At 73.5% G+C, this 20,920-nt stretch carries 20 protein-coding genes and 1 pseudogene; 6 read left to right on the top strand and 15 right to left on the bottom strand.

All coding sequences use genetic code 11. The features are described from left to right. Positions 1-11: 11 nt before the first annotated feature. The 5 genes from AC068B_RS13245 to AC068B_RS13225 are packed head-to-tail and all read right to left on the bottom strand — an operon-like array spanning position 12 to position 4,938. Complete coding sequence (locus tag AC068B_RS13245) at positions 12-1,280, bottom strand: ABC transporter substrate-binding protein (RefSeq protein WP_478671365.1); 1,269 nt, start codon at positions 1,278-1,280, stop codon at positions 12-14. Then, positions 1,277-2,404, bottom strand: coding sequence for a branched-chain amino acid ABC transporter permease (locus AC068B_RS13240; protein WP_478671363.1), 1,128 nt, complete (start codon positions 2,402-2,404; stop codon positions 1,277-1,279). The genes AC068B_RS13245 and AC068B_RS13240 overlap by 4 nt, the downstream gene beginning before the upstream one ends. Then, the gene (locus AC068B_RS13235; RefSeq protein WP_478671362.1) at positions 2,397-3,287 is read right to left on the bottom strand and encodes a branched-chain amino acid ABC transporter permease; all 891 of its coding nucleotides are present in this window, start codon (positions 3,285-3,287) and stop codon (positions 2,397-2,399) included. The genes AC068B_RS13240 and AC068B_RS13235 overlap by 8 nt, the downstream gene beginning before the upstream one ends. Then, the gene (locus tag AC068B_RS13230) at positions 3,284-4,108 is read right to left on the bottom strand and encodes an ABC transporter ATP-binding protein (RefSeq protein WP_478671359.1); all 825 of its coding nucleotides are present in this window, start codon (positions 4,106-4,108) and stop codon (positions 3,284-3,286) included. Before AC068B_RS13230 ends, AC068B_RS13235 begins: the two co-directional genes overlap by 4 nt. Beyond that, complete coding sequence (locus AC068B_RS13225) at positions 4,105-4,938, bottom strand: ABC transporter ATP-binding protein (protein WP_478672058.1); 834 nt, start codon at positions 4,936-4,938, stop codon at positions 4,105-4,107. Before AC068B_RS13225 ends, AC068B_RS13230 begins: the two co-directional genes overlap by 4 nt. Positions 4,939-5,194: 256 nt before the next feature. On the opposite strand from AC068B_RS13225, the gene AC068B_RS13220 reads away from it, so the two are divergent. Beyond that, positions 5,195-6,436: a PucR family transcriptional regulator gene (locus AC068B_RS13220; RefSeq protein WP_356267139.1), complete on the top strand. Its 1,242-nt coding sequence runs from the start codon at positions 5,195-5,197 to the stop codon at positions 6,434-6,436. Positions 6,437-6,460: 24 nt separating this feature from the next. On the opposite strand, the gene AC068B_RS13215 is transcribed toward AC068B_RS13220, so the two are convergent. The 3 genes from AC068B_RS13215 to AC068B_RS13205 all read right to left on the bottom strand — a co-directional run bounded on the left by AC068B_RS13215 (position 6,461) and on the right by AC068B_RS13205 (position 9,114). Beyond that, positions 6,461-7,216 (bottom strand): bestrophin-like domain, encoded by a 756-nt coding sequence (locus AC068B_RS13215; protein ID WP_478671358.1) that lies wholly within the window; start codon positions 7,214-7,216, stop codon positions 6,461-6,463. Then, the gene (locus AC068B_RS13210) at positions 7,213-7,839 is read right to left on the bottom strand and encodes a hypothetical protein (RefSeq protein ID WP_478671355.1); all 627 of its coding nucleotides are present in this window, start codon (positions 7,837-7,839) and stop codon (positions 7,213-7,215) included. The genes AC068B_RS13215 and AC068B_RS13210 overlap by 4 nt, the downstream gene beginning before the upstream one ends. A 105-nt stretch (positions 7,840-7,944) precedes the next feature. Beyond that, complete coding sequence (locus AC068B_RS13205) at positions 7,945-9,114, bottom strand: glycerate kinase (protein WP_478671354.1); 1,170 nt, start codon at positions 9,112-9,114, stop codon at positions 7,945-7,947. Between the two features lie 154 nt (positions 9,115-9,268). Between AC068B_RS13205 and AC068B_RS13200 the strand changes: the two genes are divergently transcribed. From AC068B_RS13200 to AC068B_RS13180, 5 genes and pseudogenes are all read left to right on the top strand, one after another. Continuing rightward, positions 9,269-10,993, top strand: coding sequence for a BCCT family transporter (locus AC068B_RS13200; RefSeq protein WP_478671353.1), 1,725 nt, complete (start codon positions 9,269-9,271; stop codon positions 10,991-10,993). Between the two features lie 168 nt (positions 10,994-11,161). Continuing rightward, positions 11,162-11,458 (top strand): CU044_2847 family protein, encoded by a 297-nt coding sequence (locus AC068B_RS13195; RefSeq protein ID WP_478671351.1) that lies wholly within the window; start codon positions 11,162-11,164, stop codon positions 11,456-11,458. Between the two features lie 45 nt (positions 11,459-11,503). Further along, positions 11,504-11,959: pseudogene (locus AC068B_RS13190) on the top strand (trypsin-like peptidase domain-containing protein); the annotation flags it as partial. Further along, positions 11,956-12,267: a tetratricopeptide repeat protein gene (locus AC068B_RS13185; protein ID WP_478672056.1), complete on the top strand. Its 312-nt coding sequence runs from the start codon at positions 11,956-11,958 to the stop codon at positions 12,265-12,267. The pseudogene AC068B_RS13190 and the gene AC068B_RS13185, both read left to right, overlap by 4 nt. 27 nt (positions 12,268-12,294) lie before the next feature. Next, positions 12,295-12,795: an NUDIX domain-containing protein gene (locus AC068B_RS13180; RefSeq protein ID WP_478671349.1), complete on the top strand. Its 501-nt coding sequence runs from the start codon at positions 12,295-12,297 to the stop codon at positions 12,793-12,795. Between the two features lie 41 nt (positions 12,796-12,836). On the opposite strand, the gene AC068B_RS13175 is transcribed toward AC068B_RS13180, so the two are convergent. The 7 genes from AC068B_RS13175 to AC068B_RS13145 all read right to left on the bottom strand — a co-directional run bounded on the left by AC068B_RS13175 (position 12,837) and on the right by AC068B_RS13145 (position 20,796). Next, positions 12,837-13,340 carry a methylated-DNA--[protein]-cysteine S-methyltransferase gene (locus tag AC068B_RS13175; protein ID WP_478671348.1) on the bottom strand — a complete coding sequence of 168 codons (504 nt, stop codon included), beginning with the start codon at positions 13,338-13,340 and terminating at the stop codon, positions 12,837-12,839. Between the two features lie 12 nt (positions 13,341-13,352). After that, entirely contained in the window at positions 13,353-14,849 is a 1,497-nt protein-coding gene (locus tag AC068B_RS13170; RefSeq protein ID WP_478671346.1) for an AlkA N-terminal domain-containing protein, read from the bottom strand. 84 nt (positions 14,850-14,933) lie between these two features. After that, entirely contained in the window at positions 14,934-15,455 is a 522-nt protein-coding gene (locus AC068B_RS13165; protein WP_478671344.1) for an O-acetyl-ADP-ribose deacetylase, read from the bottom strand. Beyond that, the gene (locus AC068B_RS13160) at positions 15,452-16,864 is read right to left on the bottom strand and encodes a phytoene desaturase family protein (RefSeq protein ID WP_478671343.1); all 1,413 of its coding nucleotides are present in this window, start codon (positions 16,862-16,864) and stop codon (positions 15,452-15,454) included. Before AC068B_RS13160 ends, AC068B_RS13165 begins: the two co-directional genes overlap by 4 nt. Before the next feature lie 86 nt (positions 16,865-16,950). Beyond that, positions 16,951-17,778, bottom strand: a complete 828-nt coding sequence (locus AC068B_RS13155) for an inositol monophosphatase family protein (protein WP_478671342.1) — start codon at positions 17,776-17,778, stop codon at positions 16,951-16,953. A 107-nt stretch (positions 17,779-17,885) separates the two neighbouring features. After that, a complete protein-coding gene (locus AC068B_RS13150) occupies positions 17,886-19,727 on the bottom strand; it encodes a gamma-glutamyltransferase family protein (protein WP_478671340.1) in 1,842 nt (613 codons plus the stop codon). Between the two features lie 61 nt (positions 19,728-19,788). Next, the gene (locus AC068B_RS13145; protein WP_478672055.1) at positions 19,789-20,796 is read right to left on the bottom strand and encodes a MerR family transcriptional regulator; all 1,008 of its coding nucleotides are present in this window, start codon (positions 20,794-20,796) and stop codon (positions 19,789-19,791) included. Positions 20,797-20,920 lie beyond the last annotated feature (124 nt).

The raw sequence follows: 20,920 nt of genomic DNA, 5'->3' as shown, positions 1-20,920 counted from the left end.
CTGAAAACCGCTCAGCCTCCCGCCGTGTAATTCGTTGCTGCATCCGCCGCGCTCGGTTGTCGGACCACCGTCATGCCTCCCGTCGCCTTCTCGTCCGGCTGGAGGATCACGCTCTCCTTGGAGGAGGGCGCCTTCGGGTCGGTGAAGTCCTGGGGGACGCCGAAGCCCGCGTCGAAGTCGTCGATCGTCAGGAGGGCCTTGGCCACGCCCTCGCGCGTGAGGTCCTTGCCCTCGCACGCCTTCTTCAGGGCCTCTCCGAAGACGGACGCCGCCGTCCAGCCCGCCACGACGCCGTTGTCCAGGGAGTCCTTGGGGTGGGCCTTCTTGTAGTCGGCCACGAGCTTCTTCGCCGCCGCCGTGTCCGCGCCGATGGGCAGGGTGGGAGAGGCCACGTAGTAGTTCTTCATGAGGGCGGGGCCCGACTGGGTGGCGAGGAGCTGCGGGGCGAACGCCGAGTTGTTGCCGATGACCGGGACGTCGAAGCTCCCGGCCGCCGCGACGCCGACCAGGGAGGCCGCCTGGCGGGGGCCCGCGCTGATCACGACGGCCTTGACCCCTGCCTTCTTCAGGGCGGAGACCTGGGCGGTCATGTCGTTGTCCGTCGGCTTGATCTTCTGCTCGACGACCGTGAGACCGGACTCCGCGGCCATGTGCTTGGAGCCCTTGAGCGCGTTCTCTCCGTAGTCGCCCTCGAAGTAGACGTGGCCGAGCTTGTCGCCCTTCTTCAGGCCCTTCTCCTTCATGAGGAAGTCGATCGCGTTGATCGTCTCCAGGTCGTACGTGGAGCCGACCACGCGCACGTACGGGCTGCCCAGCAGGTTCGCCGACCAGGCCTGCGGCAGGACGAGGCCCTTGTTGCCGTCGACGCGCCGCTCGACGGCGGCGACGAACGGGGAGCCGATGAACTGGGCGAAGCCAAGGACCTTCGGCTCCAGCTCGGTGTAGGCGGCGACGGCCTTCTGCGGGTCGTAGCCGTGGTCGCGGACGGTGAGCTTCAGCTTGCGGCCGCAGATGCCGCCGTCCGCGTTGGCCTGGTCGACGTAGAGCTGCTGGGCCTGGGTGACGCTCTTGCCGAGGGTGGCGTAGACGCCGGTCATGTCGGTGAGCACGCCGAGGTCGATGGTCTCCCCCGTCACGCCGTCGCCGGTCTTCACGCCTCCCGCGCCCTTGGCGCCCTCGGCACCCTCATCGCTGTTCTCGGCCTTTGAGCTGCACGCGGTGAGCGCGAGCAGCGCGGCGAGCGCCGTGGCGGCCGCCGTGGCTCTGGTCAGTGCTTTCATGCTTCCTCCCCTGGAGTGCCTGGTCTTGGCCTGCTGCGCCGGGCGGCGATCCTCACCAAGCCGCCGGGCAGGAAGAGCACCACCGCCACGACGGCGGCGCCGTACAGATACCGGGACGCCTCACCCGGTGTGATCCCGCCGGTGCCGGGCGCCGAGACGAGGGGCAGGGCGTCGCTGTACCGGGTGAGCAGCTGGGGCAGCAGGGAGACCAGGGCGGCGCCCGCGACGGCTCCGGCGACCGAGCCGAGTCCGCCGATCACGATCATGGCGAGGTATTCCAGGGAGAGCGTCATGCCGAAGTAGTCGGGGACGGTGCGCTGGAAGACCAGGGCGAGCAGCACCCCGGCGAGGCCCGCGTACATGGACGAAAGGACGAAGACCCCGGCGCGGTAGCGGGCCACCGGGACGCCCATCACGCCCGCGGCGACGCGGTGGTCGCGGATCGCGTTCATCGCGCGTCCCGGACGGCCGCGCAGCACACCGCGGGCGAAGAGTCCGCAGCCCAGGAGCAGCACGAGTCCCGCGTACCAGAGCTTCTCGACGGAGCCGAACGGCACGGCCGCGATCACGACCTCGCTGTCGTCGAAGGACATGCCGAAGAGGTTCAGGGGCGGCACGTCGCGCCCGTTGGAGCCGCCGGTGAGGTCGTGGGCGTTGAAGAGCACGTGCTGCCCGATGAAGATCAGCGCGAGGGTCGCGATGCCGAGGTAGGCGCCGCTGAGGCGGCCCGCGATGGGGCTGAAGAGGCCGCCCGCGAGCCCGGCGAGCGCCACCGCGAGGGCCGCGGCGAGCCAGGTCGGCAGGCCGAGCCCGGTCAGCCCGTCGTCCCCGTTCCCGGCGAGGGCGCAGTAGCCGTACGCCCCGATGGCGAGGAAGAAGGCGTGCCCCATGGAGAGCTGGCCGGTGGCGCCGGTGAGGAGGTTGATGCCGATCGCGCCGATGGCGGCGGCCATCGCGAAGAGGCCCGCCTGGAGCCAGAAGCGGTCCAGGTAGAACGGCAGGGCGAGCAGGACGGCGGCGGTCGCGGTGCCGACGGCCCACGCGTAGGCGCGGGGGCGTCTGGGCGGCGTACGGCTGCTGACGGGGCGGGCGGCTGGGGCGGCGGCCTCGGTGACCTCAGACACGGGCGAGCTCCTTCGTGCCGAACAGCCCGGCGGGGCGCATCAGCAGGATGGCGGTCATGACGAGATAGGGCGCGAGGTCGCCGAGCCCCCGGCCGAGGAAGGTCAGCTCGCTCTGGTAGCCGGTGGCGAGGGACTCCGTGACGCCCACGACGAGGCCGCCGACCAGCGCGCCGGTGGTGGAGTCGAGGCCGCCGAGGATCGCGGCCGGGAACGCCTTCAGCGCCGCGAGGGACGTGGCGCGTTCGAGCCCCGGCGTCGGGAAGACGGTGAGGAACAGCGCGGCCACGGCCGCGAGCGCGCCCGCCACCGCCCACGCCCCGAGCGAGACCCTGCCGAGCCGCACGCCCATCAGCGCGGCGGTCTCCGGGCTCTCGGCGGCGGCCCGCATCGCCACGCCCCACGAGGTGTAGCGGAAGGCGAGCAGGAAGACGGTGATGAGCAGGGCCGCCGCGACGAACGCGGCGATGCGGGTGTGCGCGAGGGAGATCGGCCCGATGGTCAGCACGTCGTCGCCCCACGGGTCGCCGAGCGGCAGGACGTCCGTGCCGAGGCGCCGGGTGAGTTCGGTGGTGAGCAGGATGTCGACGCCGATGGTGACGATGGCGAGCACACTGTGGTCGTTGCCGCGGTAGCGTCGCATGACGAGGAACTCGACGGCGGCGCCGACGACCGCGGCGCCCGCGATGCCGACGAGCAGCGCGGGCCAGAAGCCGAGGTCGTCATGGAGGGACGCGGTGATGTAGCCGCCCGCGAGGAGCAGTGAGGCGTGGGCGAAGTTCACCACCTCGGTCGCGCGGAAGATGACGACGAAGCCGAGGGCGATGAGGGCGTAGACGGACCCCATGGAGAGACCGTTGAGGAGGAGCTCGATGAAGGTGGTCACGGTCGTCCCTCTCCCTCTCCGTCTGCCTCTTCCTCTCCGGCCCCGGTCCGGTCGCCCTCGCCCAGATAGGCGCGTACGACCGCCGGATCGTCCTGTACGTCACCGGGGGCGCCGTCGGCGATCCGGCGTCCGAAGTCGAGTACGGTCACCGCGTCCGCGAGCCGCATCACCACCCCCATGTCGTGTTCCACCAGGACGATCGAGATGCCGAGGCTGTCGCGGACGCCCGCGATGACGGCCGCGGTGCTGCGCCGTTCGTCGGCGGTCATCCCGGCGACGGGCTCGTCGAGGAGCAGCAGCCGCGGCTCCATGCACAGGGCGCGGGCGAGCTCGGCGAGTTTCTGCTGGCTGTAGGGCAAGGCGCCCGCGGGCTGGTCGAGTTGGCGTTCCAGGCCGACGAACGCGGCTATCTCGCGGACGCGTTCGCGGTGGCGGCGCTCCTCGCGGGCGGCCGAGGGCAGCCGGAGTCCGGCGGCCATGAAGCCGGTGCGGGTCAGCCGGTGGCGGCCCAGGAGCAGGCTGTCGGCGACGGTGGCGCGGGGCGGCAGGGCGAGGTTCTGGAAGATCCGGGCGACGCCGAGTTCCGCGATGCGGTGCGGGCGCATGCCGGTGAGCTCGTGGCCGCCGAAGCGGACGCTGCCCGCGGTGGCGCGGTAGACGCCGGACAGGACGTTGAAGCAGGTGGACTTCCCCGCGCCGTTCGGTCCGATGACGGCGTGCACGGTGCCGGGGCGGACGGTGAAGTCGACGGCGTCGAGGGCGGTGAGCCCGGCGAAGCGTACGGTCAGGCCGCGGACCTCCAGGGACGGTACGGCGCTCATGGGGTGTCCTCCCACCGCGACAGGACGGGCAGCGCGCCCATGCCCTGCGACGCGTCGGCCGCCGCGGCCTCGTCGACCACGCCCAGATAGCGCCGTCGCACCTCGTCGGAGGCGGCGAGTTCGTCGGCGGGCCCCGCCAGGGCTACCTCTCCGACGTCGAGGACGTACGCCGTGGAGGCGAGCCGCAGCGCGAGGGCGGCGTTCTGCTCGACGAGGAGCACGGAGGTGCCCTGTGCGTTGATCTCCCGGATGGTGTCGGCGATGCGGGCGGCCATCAACGGGGCGAGGCCCAGGGAGGGTTCGTCCAGGAGGAGTAGGCGCGGGGACGCCATCAGCGCCCTGCCGACGGCGAGCATCTGCTGCTCGCCGCCGGAGAGCAGTCCGGCGCGCTGGGCGCCGCGTTCGGCGAGCACGGGGAAGAGGGTGTGGACGCGCCGCAGGGCGTCCACCTTGGCGGTGCGTGACCCGGAGGCGCCGAGTGCGCCCGCCCGCAGGTTGTCGGTGACGGTCATGCGGGCGAACACCTGTCGCCCTTCGGGTACTTGGCTGATCCCTGCGGCGACCACGCGATCCGCCGAAAGCCCGTCGATGCGCCGCCCGTCGAAGTGGACGGAGCCCGAGGTGAGCGTCCCGCCCTGAAAGGAGAGCGTGCGCGAAATGGCCCGCAGCAAAGTCGACTTGCCCGCGCCGTTGCCCCCGAGGACGGTGACGACGGCGCCGTCCGGCAGATCGATCGAGACCCGCCGCAGGGCCCGCACGGGCCCGTAGCCGACGGACACGTCCCGCACGACGAGCCCAGCGCGACGACCGGCCCCGCCCGCACCCTCCATATCGGATCCGCCCACGTACCGCCCCCCTCGTCCCGCACGGCACATCCGCCGTTGCGTGGCGCTCACCCCAGCACCGTGGGGCCCGGGCGTCCACGGGCAGTGGGCGAAACGCTGCGGGAGACCACCAGTGGTGGCCCGCCGTTGTGCACGGGCACAACACCGCGCGTCAGGGACCTGCCGGAGGGGGGCGGCCAATGGCATCCTCCCCACCAGCGCCGTGCCGACGGCGTCCTGGCGCGCGGCGACGGGGGGAACGATGAGCGGGCTCGCGAACGGGCGCAGACCCCGGACGGGACACGACTGGAAGCTCTTGAAGGAGGCGTGCACGGCTCTCCTGCCGAGGCTGCCCGAGCTGGTCGACCAGCATCTGCGGCAGCTCGGCGAGCACTCGTCGGTGTACGGCAGCGTCCTGCCGTACGACCTGCAGTGGCGGGAGGCCGAGGAGGCCATGCGGATCGGCATCGAGGCGATCTCGGCCCCGCGGGCCTCGCCGCGCCGTGACCTGGAGTACGCGGAGGAGGCCGGGCGGCGCCGCGCCCAACAGGGCCTGCCGCTCGACCTGTTGGTGCACTCGTACCGCAACGCGGGCTATCTCGTGTGGGACTCGCTCCTGGAGGGCACGGCAGGCAAGGACCCGGAGAAGCTCGCGGTCCTGATGCGCTCGGCGACGATGGTGTGGTCGGCGGTGGACGCACAGGCCGCGGTGGCGTCCGACGCGTACCGCGCGACGGAGCTGGAGCTGCGGCGGCGCACGGACGAGCAGTTGCAGGCGCTGCTCGATGCCCTTCTGGAGGGCCGGTCGGCTCCGGGCCTCGCCGCCCGTGCCGCGGCCGGGCTCGATCTGCCCGAGCACGGCCCGTACGCGGTGGTGGTGCTGCGCGTGGAGCGGCGCGACGGGCGCGAGGCGTTCCACCGGCAGATCCAGCAGGCCGGGTTCCGCTTCATCTGGCGGATGCGGACGGACTGCGAGGTCGGCGTGGTCGCGCTCGGCGGGAGTGGCGGGGAGGGCGAGGCGGGCGGTCTGGACGGGCTCGCCCGGCTGCTCGACGGGCGGTGTCCGGGGCCCGGCGGGATCAGCCCCGTGGTCGGCGGTCTCGCCGAGCTGGGCCGGGCCCGGCGGCTGGCGGAACTGGCGCTGCGCACCTGCCCGCCCGGCGCGACGGGGATCGTCCGGCTTGACCGGCGGATGCCGACGGCCCTGGTGGTGAGCCAGCCGGAGCTGGCGGGGCGGCTGGTGACGGAGGTGCTCGGCGAGGTGCTCGCCCTCGAACCGGCGGACCGGGCCGTGCTGTTGGAGACGCTGGACGCCTGGCTGGCCTGCGAGGGTTCGGCGGGGCGGGCGGCGGGGCGCCTCTACTGCCACCGCAACACGGTGTTCAACCGCCTGCGCCGCCTGGAACAGCTGACCTCGCGCTCGCTGGCACGCCCGCGGGATCTGGTGGAGGTGGCGCTTGCGGTGGAGGCGCACCGGCTTTCGCAGGGGGCCCGCTCGGCGTGAACACACCGGGCGGGCCAGCTGCGTTCACACGCTGATGAGGTCCTGGAAGGCGGTCGTCGTCTCCGTTGCCGACCTGCCGAAGGGCGCGTCGAAGTTCCAGACGAGGAAGAGCAGGAAGGCGATCAGGGCGCTGAAGGTACCGGCCAGCAGCAGCTCCCTGGAGGAGCGTCTGATCTGCAGCATGAAGATCAGCCCGACCGTGACGAGCGCCCCGGCGACCAGCCCGAACCAGACCACTCCGGGGAGGGTCTCCTCCGCGTTGTCGGCCCGCGCCCTGCGCGCCTCGTCGGCGGCGGCCACCTGGTCGAGCAGCGGCTGGTAGGTCTGCGCCTCCAGCTCGCTCGCGGGCGGGCGCGCGGCGATGTCCCGGCGCAGGGTGTCGAGGAGCGTGCCACCGCGGTCGGTGAGCTGGTGCTCCTCGATCATGCGCGGCCACTCGACGGTGGTCACGTGCTCGCTGTAGCGCCGCACGTCCCGCTGGATGCGTTCCCGCGCGTCCGCCGGATAGACCTGCACGCGCCTGGTGATCTCGTGCAGGGCCTGCGCCTCGTCACGGGTGCCGTCCTGGGCGGCCCCGCGGGCCTCCCAGACACCGGCGATGGCGAGGCCGAGGACGATCGCGTACACGACGCCGACCATCATCACCATGTACTCCAGCACGTCGGGCGTCTCGCTGGTGTCGTCGTCCTCGGGCACGCGGCGGTGTCTGAGCACGGTCATGGTCAGGACGACCGCGCAGGCCAGCACCATGGCCAAGCCGAGTACGAACCATTCCGTCACGAGGGGCCTCCGGAGGGCGGGTTGGGGCGGGAGCGGGCGCCGGACGCACGGGACACGGCGGAGCGGGAGCGCGGGCGCAGCAGCGCGGCGGCGAGGACCGCGGGGGTGGTGACGACCATCGTCGTGGTGACCATCGACCGTCCGCCCTCGCGTTCCCGCGCCTCCGCGGCGTGGTAGCCGGGGGCCGAGAAGGACGGCCGGGGCGGCGGCGCGGGCGCGGGTAGCTTGGGGCGCGGGCGGGATTCCAGGCGTACGGGGACGAGGAGTTCCCGCACGCGTGGCGCGGCACGGGGCGGGCGGTCCGCGGGCGCGGTGGGGGGATCGGGGGGCGGGGCCGCGCGGTCGGCCGGGGGCCGGGCGGGGCCCGGCCGGGGGCCCGCTTCGGTGTCGGGGGTGCTGGGCGTGCCGGGGGTGGGCCCGGCGCGCTGCTCGGGCACGACCTCGTCCGGGGCGCCCGGCGGGTCCTCGGGGCAGATCTCCAGCCGCTCGGAAAGGACCGCGTCGAGCGCCCCCACGTATGTGTCGACGTGCGCACCGACGTGCGCGTCAACGGTCAGACCGCCCACCGGGCACAGGCTCACGACGATGCCGAGACCGCCACCGAGCTGCACCCAGCCGGTCAAGATCGACTCCTCTTCACGTAGAGGAGAAACGATCACGTACCCGGTTCGACACGGGCGATCGGGAGGCGGGATGAGGTGGGCCCGGGCTCAAGCCCAGGCCCCCGCTCAGGCGAGGAAGTCGCGGGCGATGCCCTCCGCCACCGTCTCCAGGATCGGGCCCGCCTCCGCGATGCACCGCGCCACGTCCGGCTCGACGTCGGTCAGGGCGTACGCGCGGCGGATGCCCGCCTTGCCGAGCACCTCCGGGGCGAGCGCGAGGCGGCCGCAGACCGCGACGACCTCGACCCCGGCGGCCCGTGCCGCGGCGGCCACACCGGCCGGTGCCTTGCCGTGCAGGGTCTGCTCGTCGAGCGAACCCTCGCCGGTGATGACGAGCGTGGCCCGCGCCAGGGCGGGCGCGAAGCCCAGCACGTCGAGCATGACGTCGATGCCGGGCCGGAAGCCCGCCCCGAGGCCGACCAGCGCGCCGTACCCGATGCCGCCCGCGGCACCGGCGCCCGGCGACTGCGCGTACTCCGCGGCCTTGGGGCCGATCGCCTTCTCCAGGACCGTGGCGAAGTGGGCCAGCGCGGCGTCCAGCGCGGCGACGTCCGCCGGGTCGGCGCCCTTCTGCGGCCCGTAGACCGCGGGCGCGCCCTTCGGCCCGGTCAGCGGGTTGTCGACGTCGCTGGCGAGCACGATCTCGACGTCCTTCAGACGTGGGTCGAGGCCCGACAGATCGGCGGTGGCCAGGTCCTTCAGCGGGCCGCCGCCGGGCGCGACGGGCTCGCCGTCCGCGTCCAGGAAGCGCGCGCCGAGCGCGGCCAGCATCCCGGCGCCGCCGTCGGTCGTGGCGCTGCCGCCGACGCCGAAGACGACGGTGCGGGCGCCCGCGTCGAGCGCGGCGCGGATCAGCTCTCCGGAGCCGTACGTCGTGGACGTGAGCGGCGCGAAGACGCCCTCGGGGAGCAGCTGGAGGCCCGAGGCCTCGGCCATCTCCACCACGGCGGTGCCGTCCTTCAGCGCGTACGCGGCCGTCACCTCGTTGCCGAGCGGCCCCGTGACGCGCACCTCCCGGCGCTCGAATCCGCCCGCGACGGCCGCGGCGACCGTGCCGTCGCCGCCGTCGGCGACCGGCAGCGCCTCGACCGTGGTACCGGGGGCGACGCGGCGGAGCCCGGCCGTCACCCGCTCGGCGACCTGCACGGCCGTGAGCGAACCCTTGAACTTGTCCGCGGCGATGAGCACGCGCTGCGCCTGCTGCTCGTGTCCCGCCGTGCCTGCAGCGTCCGCCACCTTGTTCCCCTTGCTTTCCGGGCCTTGCTCGCGTCAAGGCAGTCGCGCCGCTGCGACCATAACCGCAGACAGGGGCCGCTGCCCATGGCCGCCGGGACGTGAGACGGCGTGGCCCGGCGAAAAATACCCTCATATCGCCCCATAGTGGTGCGTCATGAGTACGGAAATGATCGATCACCCCCGCCCCGGTGACGGTCCGGCGGGCCCTCCCCCGGACGACGGGGACTCCGCGAACGGATCACCCCCGGACGGCTCCCCCGACTACCTGGTCGTCGGCGTCGGCGTCGCCGCGGTGCTCGGGGTGGTCGCCTGGGCCGCGCTCGGCAAGCGGTCCTTCGACCGCGCTTCCGACAGCGCGCTCGGCTGGGTCCTCGACAACTTCGCCTGGCTCTTCGTGATCGCCGCGGACGTCTTCCTCGTCCTGTGCGTGGTCCTCGCGCTGAGCCGCTTCGGCCGGATCCGTCTCGGCACGGACGACGCGCGGCCCGAGTTCACGAATCTCGCGTGGATCGCGATGATGTTCAGCGCGGGCATGGGCATCGGCCTGATGTTCTACGGCGTCGGTGAGCCGCTGACCCACTATCTGGACCCCCCGCCGTCCTCGGCCGCGACGCCCCGCTCCGGCGGCGCGGCCCGCATCGCCCTGGAGTACTCCTTCTTCCACTGGACGCTGACGCCCTGGGCGATCTACGGCATCGTGGGCCTCGCCCTCGCCTACGCGGGCTTCCGCAAGGGCCGCGGCAACCGGCTCAGCGCCGTCTTCGTACCGCTCATCGGCGCCCGGCGCGCGGCGGGACTGCCCGGCAGGCTCATCGACCTGCTCGCGGTCTTCGCCACCGTCTTCGGCACGGCGACCAGCCTCGGCGTCGGCGCGCTCCAGGTCGCCACGGGACTCAACCTCACGACGGGTGTGGAGAGTTCGACCACCCTCCAGCTCATCATCATCGTCTCGCTCGGCGCCGCCTTCGTGCTCTCGGCCTTCTCCGGGGTGCACAAGGGCGTGAAGTGGCTCAGCACCCTCAACATCATGCTGGCCGCCTGCCTGATGCTGTTCGTCTTCGTCCTCGGACCGACCGTCTACATCCTGGACGCGATCCCGGCGAGCGTCGGCGGCTACCTCCACCAGCTGCTCCCGATGGCCTCGCGCACCGGCGCCTTCACCGACAGCGGCTGGCTCGGCTCCTGGACGATCTTCTACTGGGCGTGGTGGCTGTCCTGGGCCCCCTTCGTCGGCACGTTCATCGCCCGCATCTCGCACGGCCGGACGGTCCGCGAGTTCCTGATCGGCGTGCTCCTCGTGCCGAGCGGCGCGACCGTCGTCTGGTTCTGCGTGATGGGCGGCACCGGCATCCGGCTCGACGCGACCGGCAAGGTCGACATGGCGGGGAAGGTCGAGGAAGGGGCGGAGTCCTCGCTCTTCGCGATGCTGGACGCGCTGCCGCTCGGCACGGTCACCTCGTGGGTCGCGATGCTCCTCGTGATGACGTACTTCGTCACGAGCGCCGACTCCGCGTCGCTGGTGATGGGCTCGCTCAGCAGCCGCGGCTCCCTGCACCCGCCGACCTGGCTGGTCGTCACCTGGGGCGTCCTCATGGCGGCAGTGGCAGCGGTGCTCCTGGTCGCGGGCGGTCTTGACTCGCTGCAGAGCGCGACGATCCTGGTGGCGCTGCCGTTCGTCGTGGTGATGCTGACGCTGTGCCTGGCGCTCCTGAAGGAGCTGCGCGCGGACCCGGGCGCGGGCCCCGCGCGCGGCCACGCGCTGCACGGGCTGCGGGACGCGGTGCGCACGATGGTCGGCGAGGCGATCACCGAGCAGACACCGGACCGGCACCACCGGCTCCGCCGCATCGTCAGGTCCCGCGGCCAGGACGGCGACTGACCGGTGGGGCGCGGGATCCATGAACTGGCGTCACGGGCGGTCGCGTTGGCCGCACAATGATCCCATGCCTGAGTACCTGAAACTCGACCTGGCCGGGGCCGCGCTGCGCGTCGAGCTCGCCGACGTGGGGCAGGCCCCGAATCCGGCGACCTGCCGCCTGAGTTCGGCGTGCCGGGCGCCGTCTCCGTCGGCGGGCGGGTCACGGCCCTCGCCGCCAACGCGCTGCGGGCCACGCTGCGACCGCTCGGCCCGCTCCTGGACGAGGTGCACGCGTCGGTGTCCCGGGCCGAGCACCCGCCCGCGGAGTTCACGGTCGACTTCGGCATCGAGGTGGGCAAGGACCTCAAGCTCGGCATCGCGGGGGTGAAGGGGTCGGCCACCATGACGGTGTCGGCGACGTGGCGGCGTACGGAAGAGCCGGGCGCGGGAGCCGACGGGACGCCCGGCGGCGCCACCGGGTCGTAGCAGTGGGGTGGTTCAGGGGGGACCCGGGTCCCGCAGGCCGTCGCGGTGCTCGGGCCGCACGGCGACGCGGCCGTGGGCGCGGCCGCGCTGCTCTCCCCGGGTCGGGTGCTGACCTGTGCGCACGTGGTCAACGAGGCACTGGGGCGGCCCCCGTTGAGCGGAACGAGACCCGTGCACGAGGTGCTCCAGGTCGGATTCGCCCGGCGTACGGTACGGATCAAGGCCCAGATAGAGGTGTGGGTGCCGCCCCGGCACTCCACCGCGGCCTGGCAGGGAGACCTGTGCGTGCTGCTGCTCTCCGAACCGGCGCCCGCGGGCGCCGCCCCCGTGGTCTGGACGGACATGACCGAGGGCCAGTCGCTGCGGGCCTGGCACGGCTGCGGGGATCCGATCACCTTCGCGGACACGGTCCTCAAGCTGCTCGACGGCCACGTCGGCTATCTGGACGGGCCGCTGTCGGGTGCCGCGATCGGACCGGGGTTCAGCGGCGGGCCGCTGTGGACCGACGCGGGGGACAGCGCGGCCGGGATCGTCGTCGGACAGCTCGGGCAGCCCGGCACGAGGAAGCCGTGCCCGAGGCACGCACCACGTACGAGGGGCGTCGGTCCGCTCTCGGCGACGACCACCCGGACACCCTGGCGAGCGGTCACGAGCTGGCGGTCGCGCTCAACGGCACCAGGCTCCTGGCCGAGGCCCACGAGGTCGCGTCGGCCGTTCACGAGGCGCGCACACGGGTCCTGGGCCCCGAGCACCCCGCCACTCTCTCCACGCTGCGCGTCGTGACGGCCTCCCGGCCCACCGGAACCTGACCGCCGCCCCCCGGCTACCCTTCCCCCGTGACCATCCAGGACTACGCCACGTACATCGCGGGACTCCCCCGTGTCCTCGTCGGGGCCGCCGCGCTCTTCCGGGACGCGGCGGGGCGGGTCCTGCTCGTCGAGCCCAACTACCGCGAGGGGTGGGCGCTGCCGGGCGGGACCGTGGAGTCGGACGAGGGCGAGACGCCTCGGCAGGGGGCGCGCAGGGAGACCCTCGAGGAGATCGGGCTCGACGTCGAGCCCGGGCCGCTGCTCGCGGTGGACTGGGTGCCGCCGGGGCCCGTGCGGCCGCGGCCGCCGCTGGTGGCGTACCTGTACGACGGCGGGGTGCTCGGCACCGAACAGCTGAAGTCTGTCAGGCTGCAGGAGGCGGAGCTGCTCTCCTGGCGGCTGGTGGCCCCCGAGGAGCTCGCGGAGTACCTGCCCGGCGAGCTGGGCCGACGGGTCGCCGCCGCGCTCGACGTACTGGCGCACGGCGGTGGCCCGGCTGAGCTGGAGAACGGGCACCGGGTCGGCTGACCCGGCGCGTCCCCGGGTCTGGGAAGTGCGGCCCCCGGATCTCAGAAGAGCGCGTCCTCGGCCGCCCCCGCCGCCCCTCCCTCGAAGGCGAGCAGCCGCTGCTTGCGGTCGAGTCCGCCGCCGTACCCCGTCAGGCTGCCGTTGGCGCCGATGACGCGGTGGCAGGGGACGATGACGCCGATCGGGTTCTTGCCGTTGGCGAGTCCGACCGCGCGCGAGGCGTTCGGTTTGCCGAGGGCTTCGGCGAGTTCGCCGTACGTACGGGTCTCTCCGTACGGGATCTGCTGGAGCCCGTGCCAGACCGTGCGCTGGAACGGCGTGCCGTCGAGCCGCAGCGGCACGTCGAACTCCGTCAACTCCCCGGCGAAGTAGGCCTCCAGCTGACTGATCGCCTCGCCGAACGGCGCCGGATCGCGGTCGCCGAAGGTCTCCTCGGGCGGGCGGTGCCGCTGCTCGGTCATGTAGAGACCGCTGAGGACGCCGTCGGTGGCGACGAGCGTGAGGGGCCCGTAGGGGCTGTCGATGAGGGTGTGCAGGCGTTCCATGAGTGATGTCCCTTACGCGGGGATCGAGTTGATCGGATGGTCGTCGATGGCCCACAGGTACTGGACCGCGTAGGCCCGCCAGGGCCGCCAGGCGGCGGCGCGTGCGGTGAGCGCGGCGGGGGTGTGCGGCAGGCCCAACTCCTGTGCGGCACGCCGGATACCCAGGTCGGAGGGGAGGAACGCGTCCGGGTCGCCGAGCGCGCGCATCGCGATGACCTCGACCGTCCAGGGGCCGAAGCCGGGGAGCTCGGTGAGGCGGGCGCGGGCCTCGTCCCAGCCGCTCTCCACGCCGAGGCGGAGGCTGCCGTCGGCGAGGTGACCCACCAGCGTCGTCAGGGTGGCCCGGCGGCTGCGGGGCAGGGCGAGGGACTCGGGGTCGAGCGCGGCGAGCTCCTCGGGGGTGGGGAAGAGGTGGGTGAGGCCGCCCTCGGGGTCCTCGACGGGACGGCCGTGCGCGGTGACGAGGCGGGCCGCGTGGGTCCGGGCGGCGGCGGTGGACACCTGCTGGCCGAGGACGGCTCGTACGGCGAACTCGGCCTCGTCGACGGTGCGCGGCACGCGGCGGCCCGGGGCCTTGTCGACGAGCGGCGCGAGCAGCGGATCGGCCCTCAGCTGGCCGTCGACGGCGGCCGGATCGGCATCCAGGTCGAGCATGCGGCGGCAGCGGCTGATGGCGATGGTGAGATCGCGCAGGTCGGTGAGGGAGAGTCGGCAGCCGATGTGGTCGGGGTGCGGGGTGAGGGCAGCGACGCCGTGCCCGTAGGGGAGGCTCAGGGTCCTGCGGTACGCCCCGTCCCGCCACTCCTCGACTCCGGGCACTGCGGTGGCGATGAGGTGCCCGAAGAGGTTGTCGGGGTTGAGGGGCGCGCGGAACGGCAGCCGCAGCGAGAGGACGCCGCCCGCGCCCCCGGACGGCACGGTCCCTGGCCCCGTCGTGCCGGTGCCCTTCGGCGCGCGGGCGCGCAGCTCCCCCGGGGCCAGCGCGAAGACCTCGCGCACCGTGTCGTTGAAGGTGCGGATCGAGGCGAACCCGGCGGCGAAGGCGATCTCCGCCATGGGCAGTGCGGTCGTCTCGATGAGCAGTCGCGCGGTCTGGGCGCGCTGGGCGCGGGCGAGCGCGAGGGGTCCGGCGCCGAGCTCGGCGAGCAGTTGCCGCTCGACCTGCCGGGTGCTGTAGCCGAGGCGGTCGGCGAGGCCGGGGACGCCGTCGCGGTCGACGACGCCGTCGCTGATCAGACGCATGGCACGGGCGACGAGGTCGGCCCGCTGGTTCCATTCGGGGGAGCCGGGGCTGCTGTCCGGACGGCATCGCTTGCAGGCCCGGAAACCGGCCTGCTGGCAGGCGGCGGCGCTCGGGTAGAACGTCATGTTCTCGGCCTTGGGCGGCACGACCGGGCAGCTGGGACGGCAGTAGATCCGCGTGGTGACGACAGCCGTGAAGAACCAGCCGTCGAAGCGGGCGTCCTTCGACTGAACGGCGCGTACACAGCGCTCTGTGTCGGTGTGCATGCCTCAAGCTTCGCGGATTCCACCCGGCCACGGCTGGCGGAAATCCGACATGGACGTCGCCCGGCCAGGGGCGCGGCGCACGTCCTACCGCTCCACTGCCGCCGCGAACGCGTCGTACGCCTCTTGCCCGAACAGCACGAACCGCACCTCGTCGAAGAGCGCGGGGTCCGCGGCCTCCCGGACCGTGGAGACGGCGATGCGCGCCGCGTCCGCCAGCGGCCAGCGGTAGACACCGGTGGAGATCGCGGGGAACGCGACCGTACGCGCGCCCAGCTCGGCGGCGACGCGCAGCGACTCGCGGTGGCAGGAGGCGAGGAGCTCGGAGCGGTCCTCGGTGGCGGACCAGACCGGGCCGACGGTGTGGATCACATGCCCGGCGTCGAGCCGCCCCGCGGTGGTCGCGACGGCGCGTCCGGTGGGCAGGCCCTTGCCGTAGTGCGCGGCGCGCAGGCGGCGGCAGTCGGCGAGGATGTCGGGGCCGCCGCGCCGGTGGATGGCGCCGTCGACGCCTCCGCCGCCCAGGAGCGAGGAATTGGCGGCGTTGACGATGGCGTCGGCGTGCTGCTGGGTGATGTCGCCCTGGACCAGGACGATGGGCACGGTCACGCCTGGCTCCTGAGGCTGCGCCACACGGCCTTCGCGGCGTTGTGCCCGGACATGCCGTGCACGCCGGGGCCCGGGGGCGTCGCGGACGAACAGATGAAGACGGCGGGATGCGGGGTGTTGTACGGCGAGAGGGAGAGCTTGGGACGCAGCAGCAACTGCAGCCCGCTCGCGGCGCCGCAGGCGATGTCACCGCCCACGTAGTTGGCGTTGTGCGCGGCGAGCTCGGGCGGGCCCGCCGTGGCGCGCGCGAGGACGCGGTCGCGGAAGCCGGGGGCGAAGCGCTCCAGCTGCCGCTCGATGGCGTCGGTGAGGTCGCCCTGCCAGCCGTTGGGCACATGGCCGTACGCCCAGAAGACGTGCTTGCCCGCCGGGGCGCGGGAGGGGTCGACGACGCTGGGCTGCACGGTGATCAGGAACGGCGCGTCCGGCGCCCGTCCCTCGCGCGACGCGGCGTGCAGTGCGGCGCCGATCTCCTTGCTGCTCGCGCCGACCTGCACGGTCCCCGCGGTGCGCGGCTCCTCGGCGGTCCAGGGGACGGGGCCGTCGAGCGCGTAGTCGATCTTGAAGGCGCTTGCGCCGTACCGGTACCCCGCGTAGGCGCGGCCGAGCCCGGCGATCCTGGCCAGGGCGGTCGGTGAGGTGTCGAAGACGTAGGCACGGGCGGGCGGCAGGTCGTCGAGCCGCTTGACCTCGTAGTCCGTGTGGACGGTGCCGCCGAGGTCCTTCAGATACGCGGCGAGGGCGTCGGAGATGGACTGCGAGCCGCCCCGGGCGAGGGGCCAGCCGCGGGCGTGCGCGGCCAGCGCGAAGACCATGCCGACTCCGCCGGTGACGATGCCGTCGAGCGGGGCGATGACGTGCGCGACGAGCCCGGCGAACAGCGCGCGGGCCCGCTCGTCGCGGAAGCGCCGCATCAGCCACGTCGACGGCGGCAGGCCCGCGAGGCCGAACCGGGCGAGGGTCACGGGGTCCCGCGGCAGCGAGCTCATCGGCAGGGACATGAAGTCCCTCAGCAGCACGTCCCACTTGGGCAGGAAGGGCTCGATCAGCCTGCGGTACGCCCCCGCGTCGCGCGGTCCGAAGGAGGCGGCGGTCTCGGCGACGGAACGGGACAGGACGGCTGCGGTGCCGTCCGGGAAGGGGTGGGCCATGGGCAGCGGGGGCTGCAGCCACTCCAGTCCGTACCGGTCGAGGGGCATGGTGCGGAACGCCGGGGAGTTGATGCCCAGCGGATGGGCGGCGGAGCAGGGGTCGTGCCGGAATCCGGGGAGCGTCAGCTCCTGGGTGCGCGCGCCGCCCCCCACGGTGCTCTTGGCCTCGAAAACGGCCACGGAGAAGCCGCGGCGGGCCAGCTCCACGGCAGCGGTGAGACCGTTCGGTCCCGCCCCCACGACGACGGCATCAAGCATCGACGGCACCTTCGGACTCCTTTGTCAGCCGATGGCCTCTGCCGCCCAGGATAGGCGGGCGACCTCCGCCCTCCCTCGAGCCCCTCTCAGGCGCCCGCCGCGAGCAGGTCGGCGACCCGGCGGGCGGTGGCGGCGTCGCGGGCCGCGGTGAAGGGCAGGGCATTGCCGCCGCCTATCCGGAACGGCTCCCCCGTGAGCGTCAGGTCGGCGCCACCGGCCTCCGCGACGAGCAGCAGTCCGGCGGCGTGGTCCCAGGCCAGCTCCCACGAGAAGGCGACGGCGTCCAGCTCGCCCCTGGCGATGGCCAGGTACTCGAGCCCGGCGGAGCCGCAGGGCCGCGGGCGCACGCCGTCGATCACGAGTCCCGTCAGGGCCCGCTTCTGGTCCTCGGTGGTGAAGTCCGGGTGCGAGGTCGCCACCTCCACGTCCGTGCCGGGTGCGGGCGAGCCCGCCACCAGCCGCTCTCCGTTCAGCCACGCGCCCTGGCCGCGGACGGCGACGGCCATCTCGTCCAGCACCGGCGCGTACGTCCAGGACGCCTGCACCTCGCCGCCCACGGCGAGGGCGACCAGCATGCAGAACCCCGGGTTCCCGTTCACGAACTGTCGCGTTCCGTCCACGGGGTCGACGATCCAGACCGGGGCGTCTCCGTGTATCGCCTCGTACGTCGACGGGTCGGCGTGCACCGCTTCCTCACCGACGACGACCGACCCCGGGAGCAGCGCGGCGAGGTCGGCGGTCAGCTGCTCCTCCGCGAGACGGTCGGCGACGGTCACCATGTCGTGCGGGCCGCTCTTCTCCACGATGTCGCCCTCTGCGAGCTGCCGGAAGCGGGGGGTGACCTCCGCCGCGGCGGCCTTGCGGAGAGCCTCTTCCACGTCGCGTACACCGTGCGTCAGAAAATCTTCGATCATGCCCCCCATGAGAGCACGCCCCACTGACATCCCGTACGCCCCCGGAAAACACCCCCTGAACTCCCGGGAAACCCCTGGGGGCGCCCCTCCCGAGGCGCCCCGCCAGTTCACCGGCCCACCGCGTACCCCTGCATCCCCCGCGCATTGGCCCCCGCCGACAGCACCCCGCTCCCCGCGTCCCGCGCCACCGCGCACAACCGGCCCTCCGACCACGCGCCCCCCACCGTCACCACATGCCCCTTCCGCCGCAGCTCCTCCACTACCGCGGGATCCGTGCGGGACTCGACCGTGAGGCTTCCCGGGCGCATTTCGCGGGGGTGGAACGAGCCGGGGAACGACTCCGTGTGCCAGTTGGGCGCGTCGATGGCGCCCTGGAGGTCGAGCCCGCCCCGTACCGCGTCCCGCATCACCATCCCCAGGAAGAAGTGCACCTGCCACTGGTCCTGCTGGTCTCCCCCGGGCGTACCGAAGGCCACCACGGGCACGCCGTCCTTCAGCGCCATGGAGGGGGACAGCGTCGTGCGGGGGCGCCTGCCGGGGGTGAGCGAGTTCGGGAGGCCCTCCTCCAGCCACGTCATCTGGAGCCGCGTCCCCAGCGGAAACCCGAGCTCGGGCACGACCGGGTTGGACTGCAGCCAGCCGCCGCTCGGCGTGGCGGACAGCATGTTGCCCCAGCGGTCGACGATGTCGACATGGCACGTGTCGCCGCGCGTCCCCCCGTCCCCGGCCACCGTCGGCTCCCCCGCCCCGGCCGCCGCCGTACCGCCCCACACGTCCGCCCCCGGGGCATCCCCCGAAGCCACCGCGAGCGCATGCGCGGAGAGCCGCGGCTCGCGCCCGCCGGGCGACCCGGGCCGCAGGTCGCGCGACGCCTTCTCCCCGATGAGCCGCCGCCGCTCCGCGTTGTACTCGGCGGAGAGCAGCTCACGCACAGCGGCCCCGACAGACTCGTCGTCCCCGTACCAGGCCTCCCGGTCCGCCATCGCCAGCTTGCAGCCCTCGACCAGGAGGTGGACGTACTCGGCGGATCCGTACTCCGGAAGCTCGTCGACGTCCCCCGGCAGCAGCGCGAACTGCTGCAGGAACGCGGGACCTTGACTCCAGCCCCCGGCCTTGCACAGGGTCCAGCCGTTCCAGTCGTACGTGACAGGGGCCTCGTAGGAGGCCGCCCACCCGCGCAGATCCTCCGCGGTGAGCGTCCCCACGTGCCGCTCACCACTCGTGTCCATCGTCGGCCGCCCCGCCTGCCGCACGAGCGCCTCGGCGATGAATCCACCCCGCCACACCTCACGCGCGGCCTCGATCTCCGCCACCCGCGACCGATCACCCTCCCCACCAACCGTCTCCGCCTCCGCCTCCGCGATCAGCCGCCGCCACGTCGCAGCCAGCGCGGGATTGCGGAACAGCTCGCCGGGCCGCGGCGGCCGCCCGCCGGGAAGGTAGACCTCGGCCGACGAGGGCCACTCCCGCTCGAAGAGTTCCCGTACCGTCGCCACGGTCTCGCCGACCCGCTCCACGGGGGCGTGCCCGTCCTCCGCGTACCCGATGGCGTACTTGAGGACGTCCGCGAGGGACTTCGTGCCGTGGTCCCGCAGGAGCAGCATCCATGCGTCGAAGGCGCCGGGCACCGCCGCGGCGAGCGGACCGGTGCCGGGCACCAGGTCGAGCCCGAGGGAGCGGTAGTGGTCGACCGTCGCGCCCGCGGGCGCGCACCCCTGACCGCAGAGCACGCGCACCTCTCCCCCCGCGGGCGCGAGGATGATCGGCACCTCGCCCGCGGGCCCGTTGAGATGCGGTTCGACCACGTGCAGGACGAACCCCGCGGCGACCGCGGCGTCGAAGGCGTTGCCTCCGTCCTCCAGGACGGCCATCGCGGACTGCGAGGCGAGCCAGTGGGTGGACGACACCATGCCGAAGGTGCCCTGCAGGGTGGGGCGCGTCGTGAACATGATCGGCAGGCTAACTTCCGGCGCGCTGCCGGTCGACGGTCGGGCCACGGCGCCCCACGGGTCAGGGCACGAAGAACGCCTCGATCCGGTCCGCCCCCGTCCGCAGGCCGGTCAGCCGCTCGACCCCCGGCGCGTACGCCCCCGGCCGCGGCGACCATCCGGGCCCCGCGATCAGCACGGCGGGATGCGTCCGGGCACCCCGCATGCCCCACTCCGCCTCGGTGATGAGGTGCACCAGCGCCCGGTCCGCGGTGTTCCGCGAGTGCGCCCAGAGCACCACGGCCGAAGGACCGATGCGCCGGACCGCCTCGTACAACGCCTCCGCGGGCAGCGCGGCGCCGAACATCCTTGTGGGCACGCCCCGTTCGGCGAGGACGGCGGTGAGCGCTTCCAGCGGGAGGGTGTGCTGCTCCCCCGGAACACACGTGAGCAGCACCGGCCCGACGGGGCCGCCGGATCCGCCGGAACCCACGGGCCCGACAGGACCGAGAGGCGCCGACGTACCGCTCACGACACCCGCGCCCGGCGCCCGCCGCAGCGCGGAGGAGACGTGCCAGGAGAGGAGGTGCTCGACCTCCACGTACCGCTCGCCGGACGACGCCCACTTGCGCCCGATGGCGTGCAGGGCGGGCGCCATGACCTCCTCCCACCCCATGGTGTAGCCGTACTCCCCCACGGTGGAGCGCAGTTGCGTCTCTACCGCGGGCGAGTCGAGCCGTACCGCCGCTCGGGCGAGACCCCGGCACTCCTGGCGTACGTTGCCGAGCGAGAGGGCGCCGGAGTCACTGCCGCGCCGCGGGCGCGGAATCTCGGCCGCGGTCTCCTGCAGCGCCGAACGCGCGGCCTCGGCGGGCGGCACGCCCAGCGCGGTCAACCGGCACATCTCCTCCACGCGTCCCACGTCGTCGGGGCTCCAGCGGCGGTGGCGGCCCTGTTCCCGCTGGGCGGGCCCGATTCCGTAACGCCGTTCCCAGGAGCGGAGCGTGGTCGGCGCGACGCCCAGTCTTCGGGCGACGCTCCCCGTGGTCAGCGCGGCGTCCGCTCCTGTGGTGGGCGCGGCATCCGGCATCGGCGCCCCGACGACATCGCCCCGCCGGGCGGTGCCCGGCATCCGTGCAGCTCTCATCCCGCGACGATACGACGCACAATCGCTGCAAGTTGTCGCCTCTCACTGACTGTCACCAATCTGGGGT

The sequence above is a fragment of the Streptomyces sp. NPDC042371 genome (assembly GCF_056437465.1).
The sequence above is the reverse complement of the archived record's forward strand: the minus strand, read 5'-3'. Positions and strand labels throughout refer to the sequence as shown.

Coding starts and splice junctions, on each gene's coding strand:
- AC068B_RS13245 (WP_478671365.1), bottom strand. CDS start 1,280: ATGAAAGCACTGACCAGAGCCACGGCGGCCGCCACGGCGCTCGCCGCG.
- AC068B_RS13230 (WP_478671359.1), bottom strand. CDS start 4,108: ATGAGCGCCGTACCGTCCCTGGAGGTCCGCGGCCTGACCGTACGCTTC.
- AC068B_RS13225 (WP_478672058.1), bottom strand. CDS start 4,938: ATGGAGGGTGCGGGCGGGGCCGGTCGTCGCGCTGGGCTCGTCGTGCGG.
- AC068B_RS13220 (WP_356267139.1), top strand. CDS start 5,195: ATGAGCGGGCTCGCGAACGGGCGCAGACCCCGGACGGGACACGACTGG.
- AC068B_RS13200 (WP_478671353.1), top strand. CDS start 9,269: ATGAGTACGGAAATGATCGATCACCCCCGCCCCGGTGACGGTCCGGCG.
- AC068B_RS13175 (WP_478671348.1), bottom strand. CDS start 13,340: ATGGAACGCCTGCACACCCTCATCGACAGCCCCTACGGGCCCCTCACG.
- AC068B_RS13170 (WP_478671346.1), bottom strand. CDS start 14,849: ATGCACACCGACACAGAGCGCTGTGTACGCGCCGTTCAGTCGAAGGAC.
- AC068B_RS13160 (WP_478671343.1), bottom strand. CDS start 16,864: ATGCTTGATGCCGTCGTCGTGGGGGCGGGACCGAACGGTCTCACCGCT.
- AC068B_RS13155 (WP_478671342.1), bottom strand. CDS start 17,778: ATGATCGAAGATTTTCTGACGCACGGTGTACGCGACGTGGAAGAGGCT.
- AC068B_RS13150 (WP_478671340.1), bottom strand. CDS start 19,727: ATGTTCACGACGCGCCCCACCCTGCAGGGCACCTTCGGCATGGTGTCG.
- AC068B_RS13145 (WP_478672055.1), bottom strand. CDS start 20,796: ATGCCGGATGCCGCGCCCACCACAGGAGCGGACGCCGCGCTGACCACG.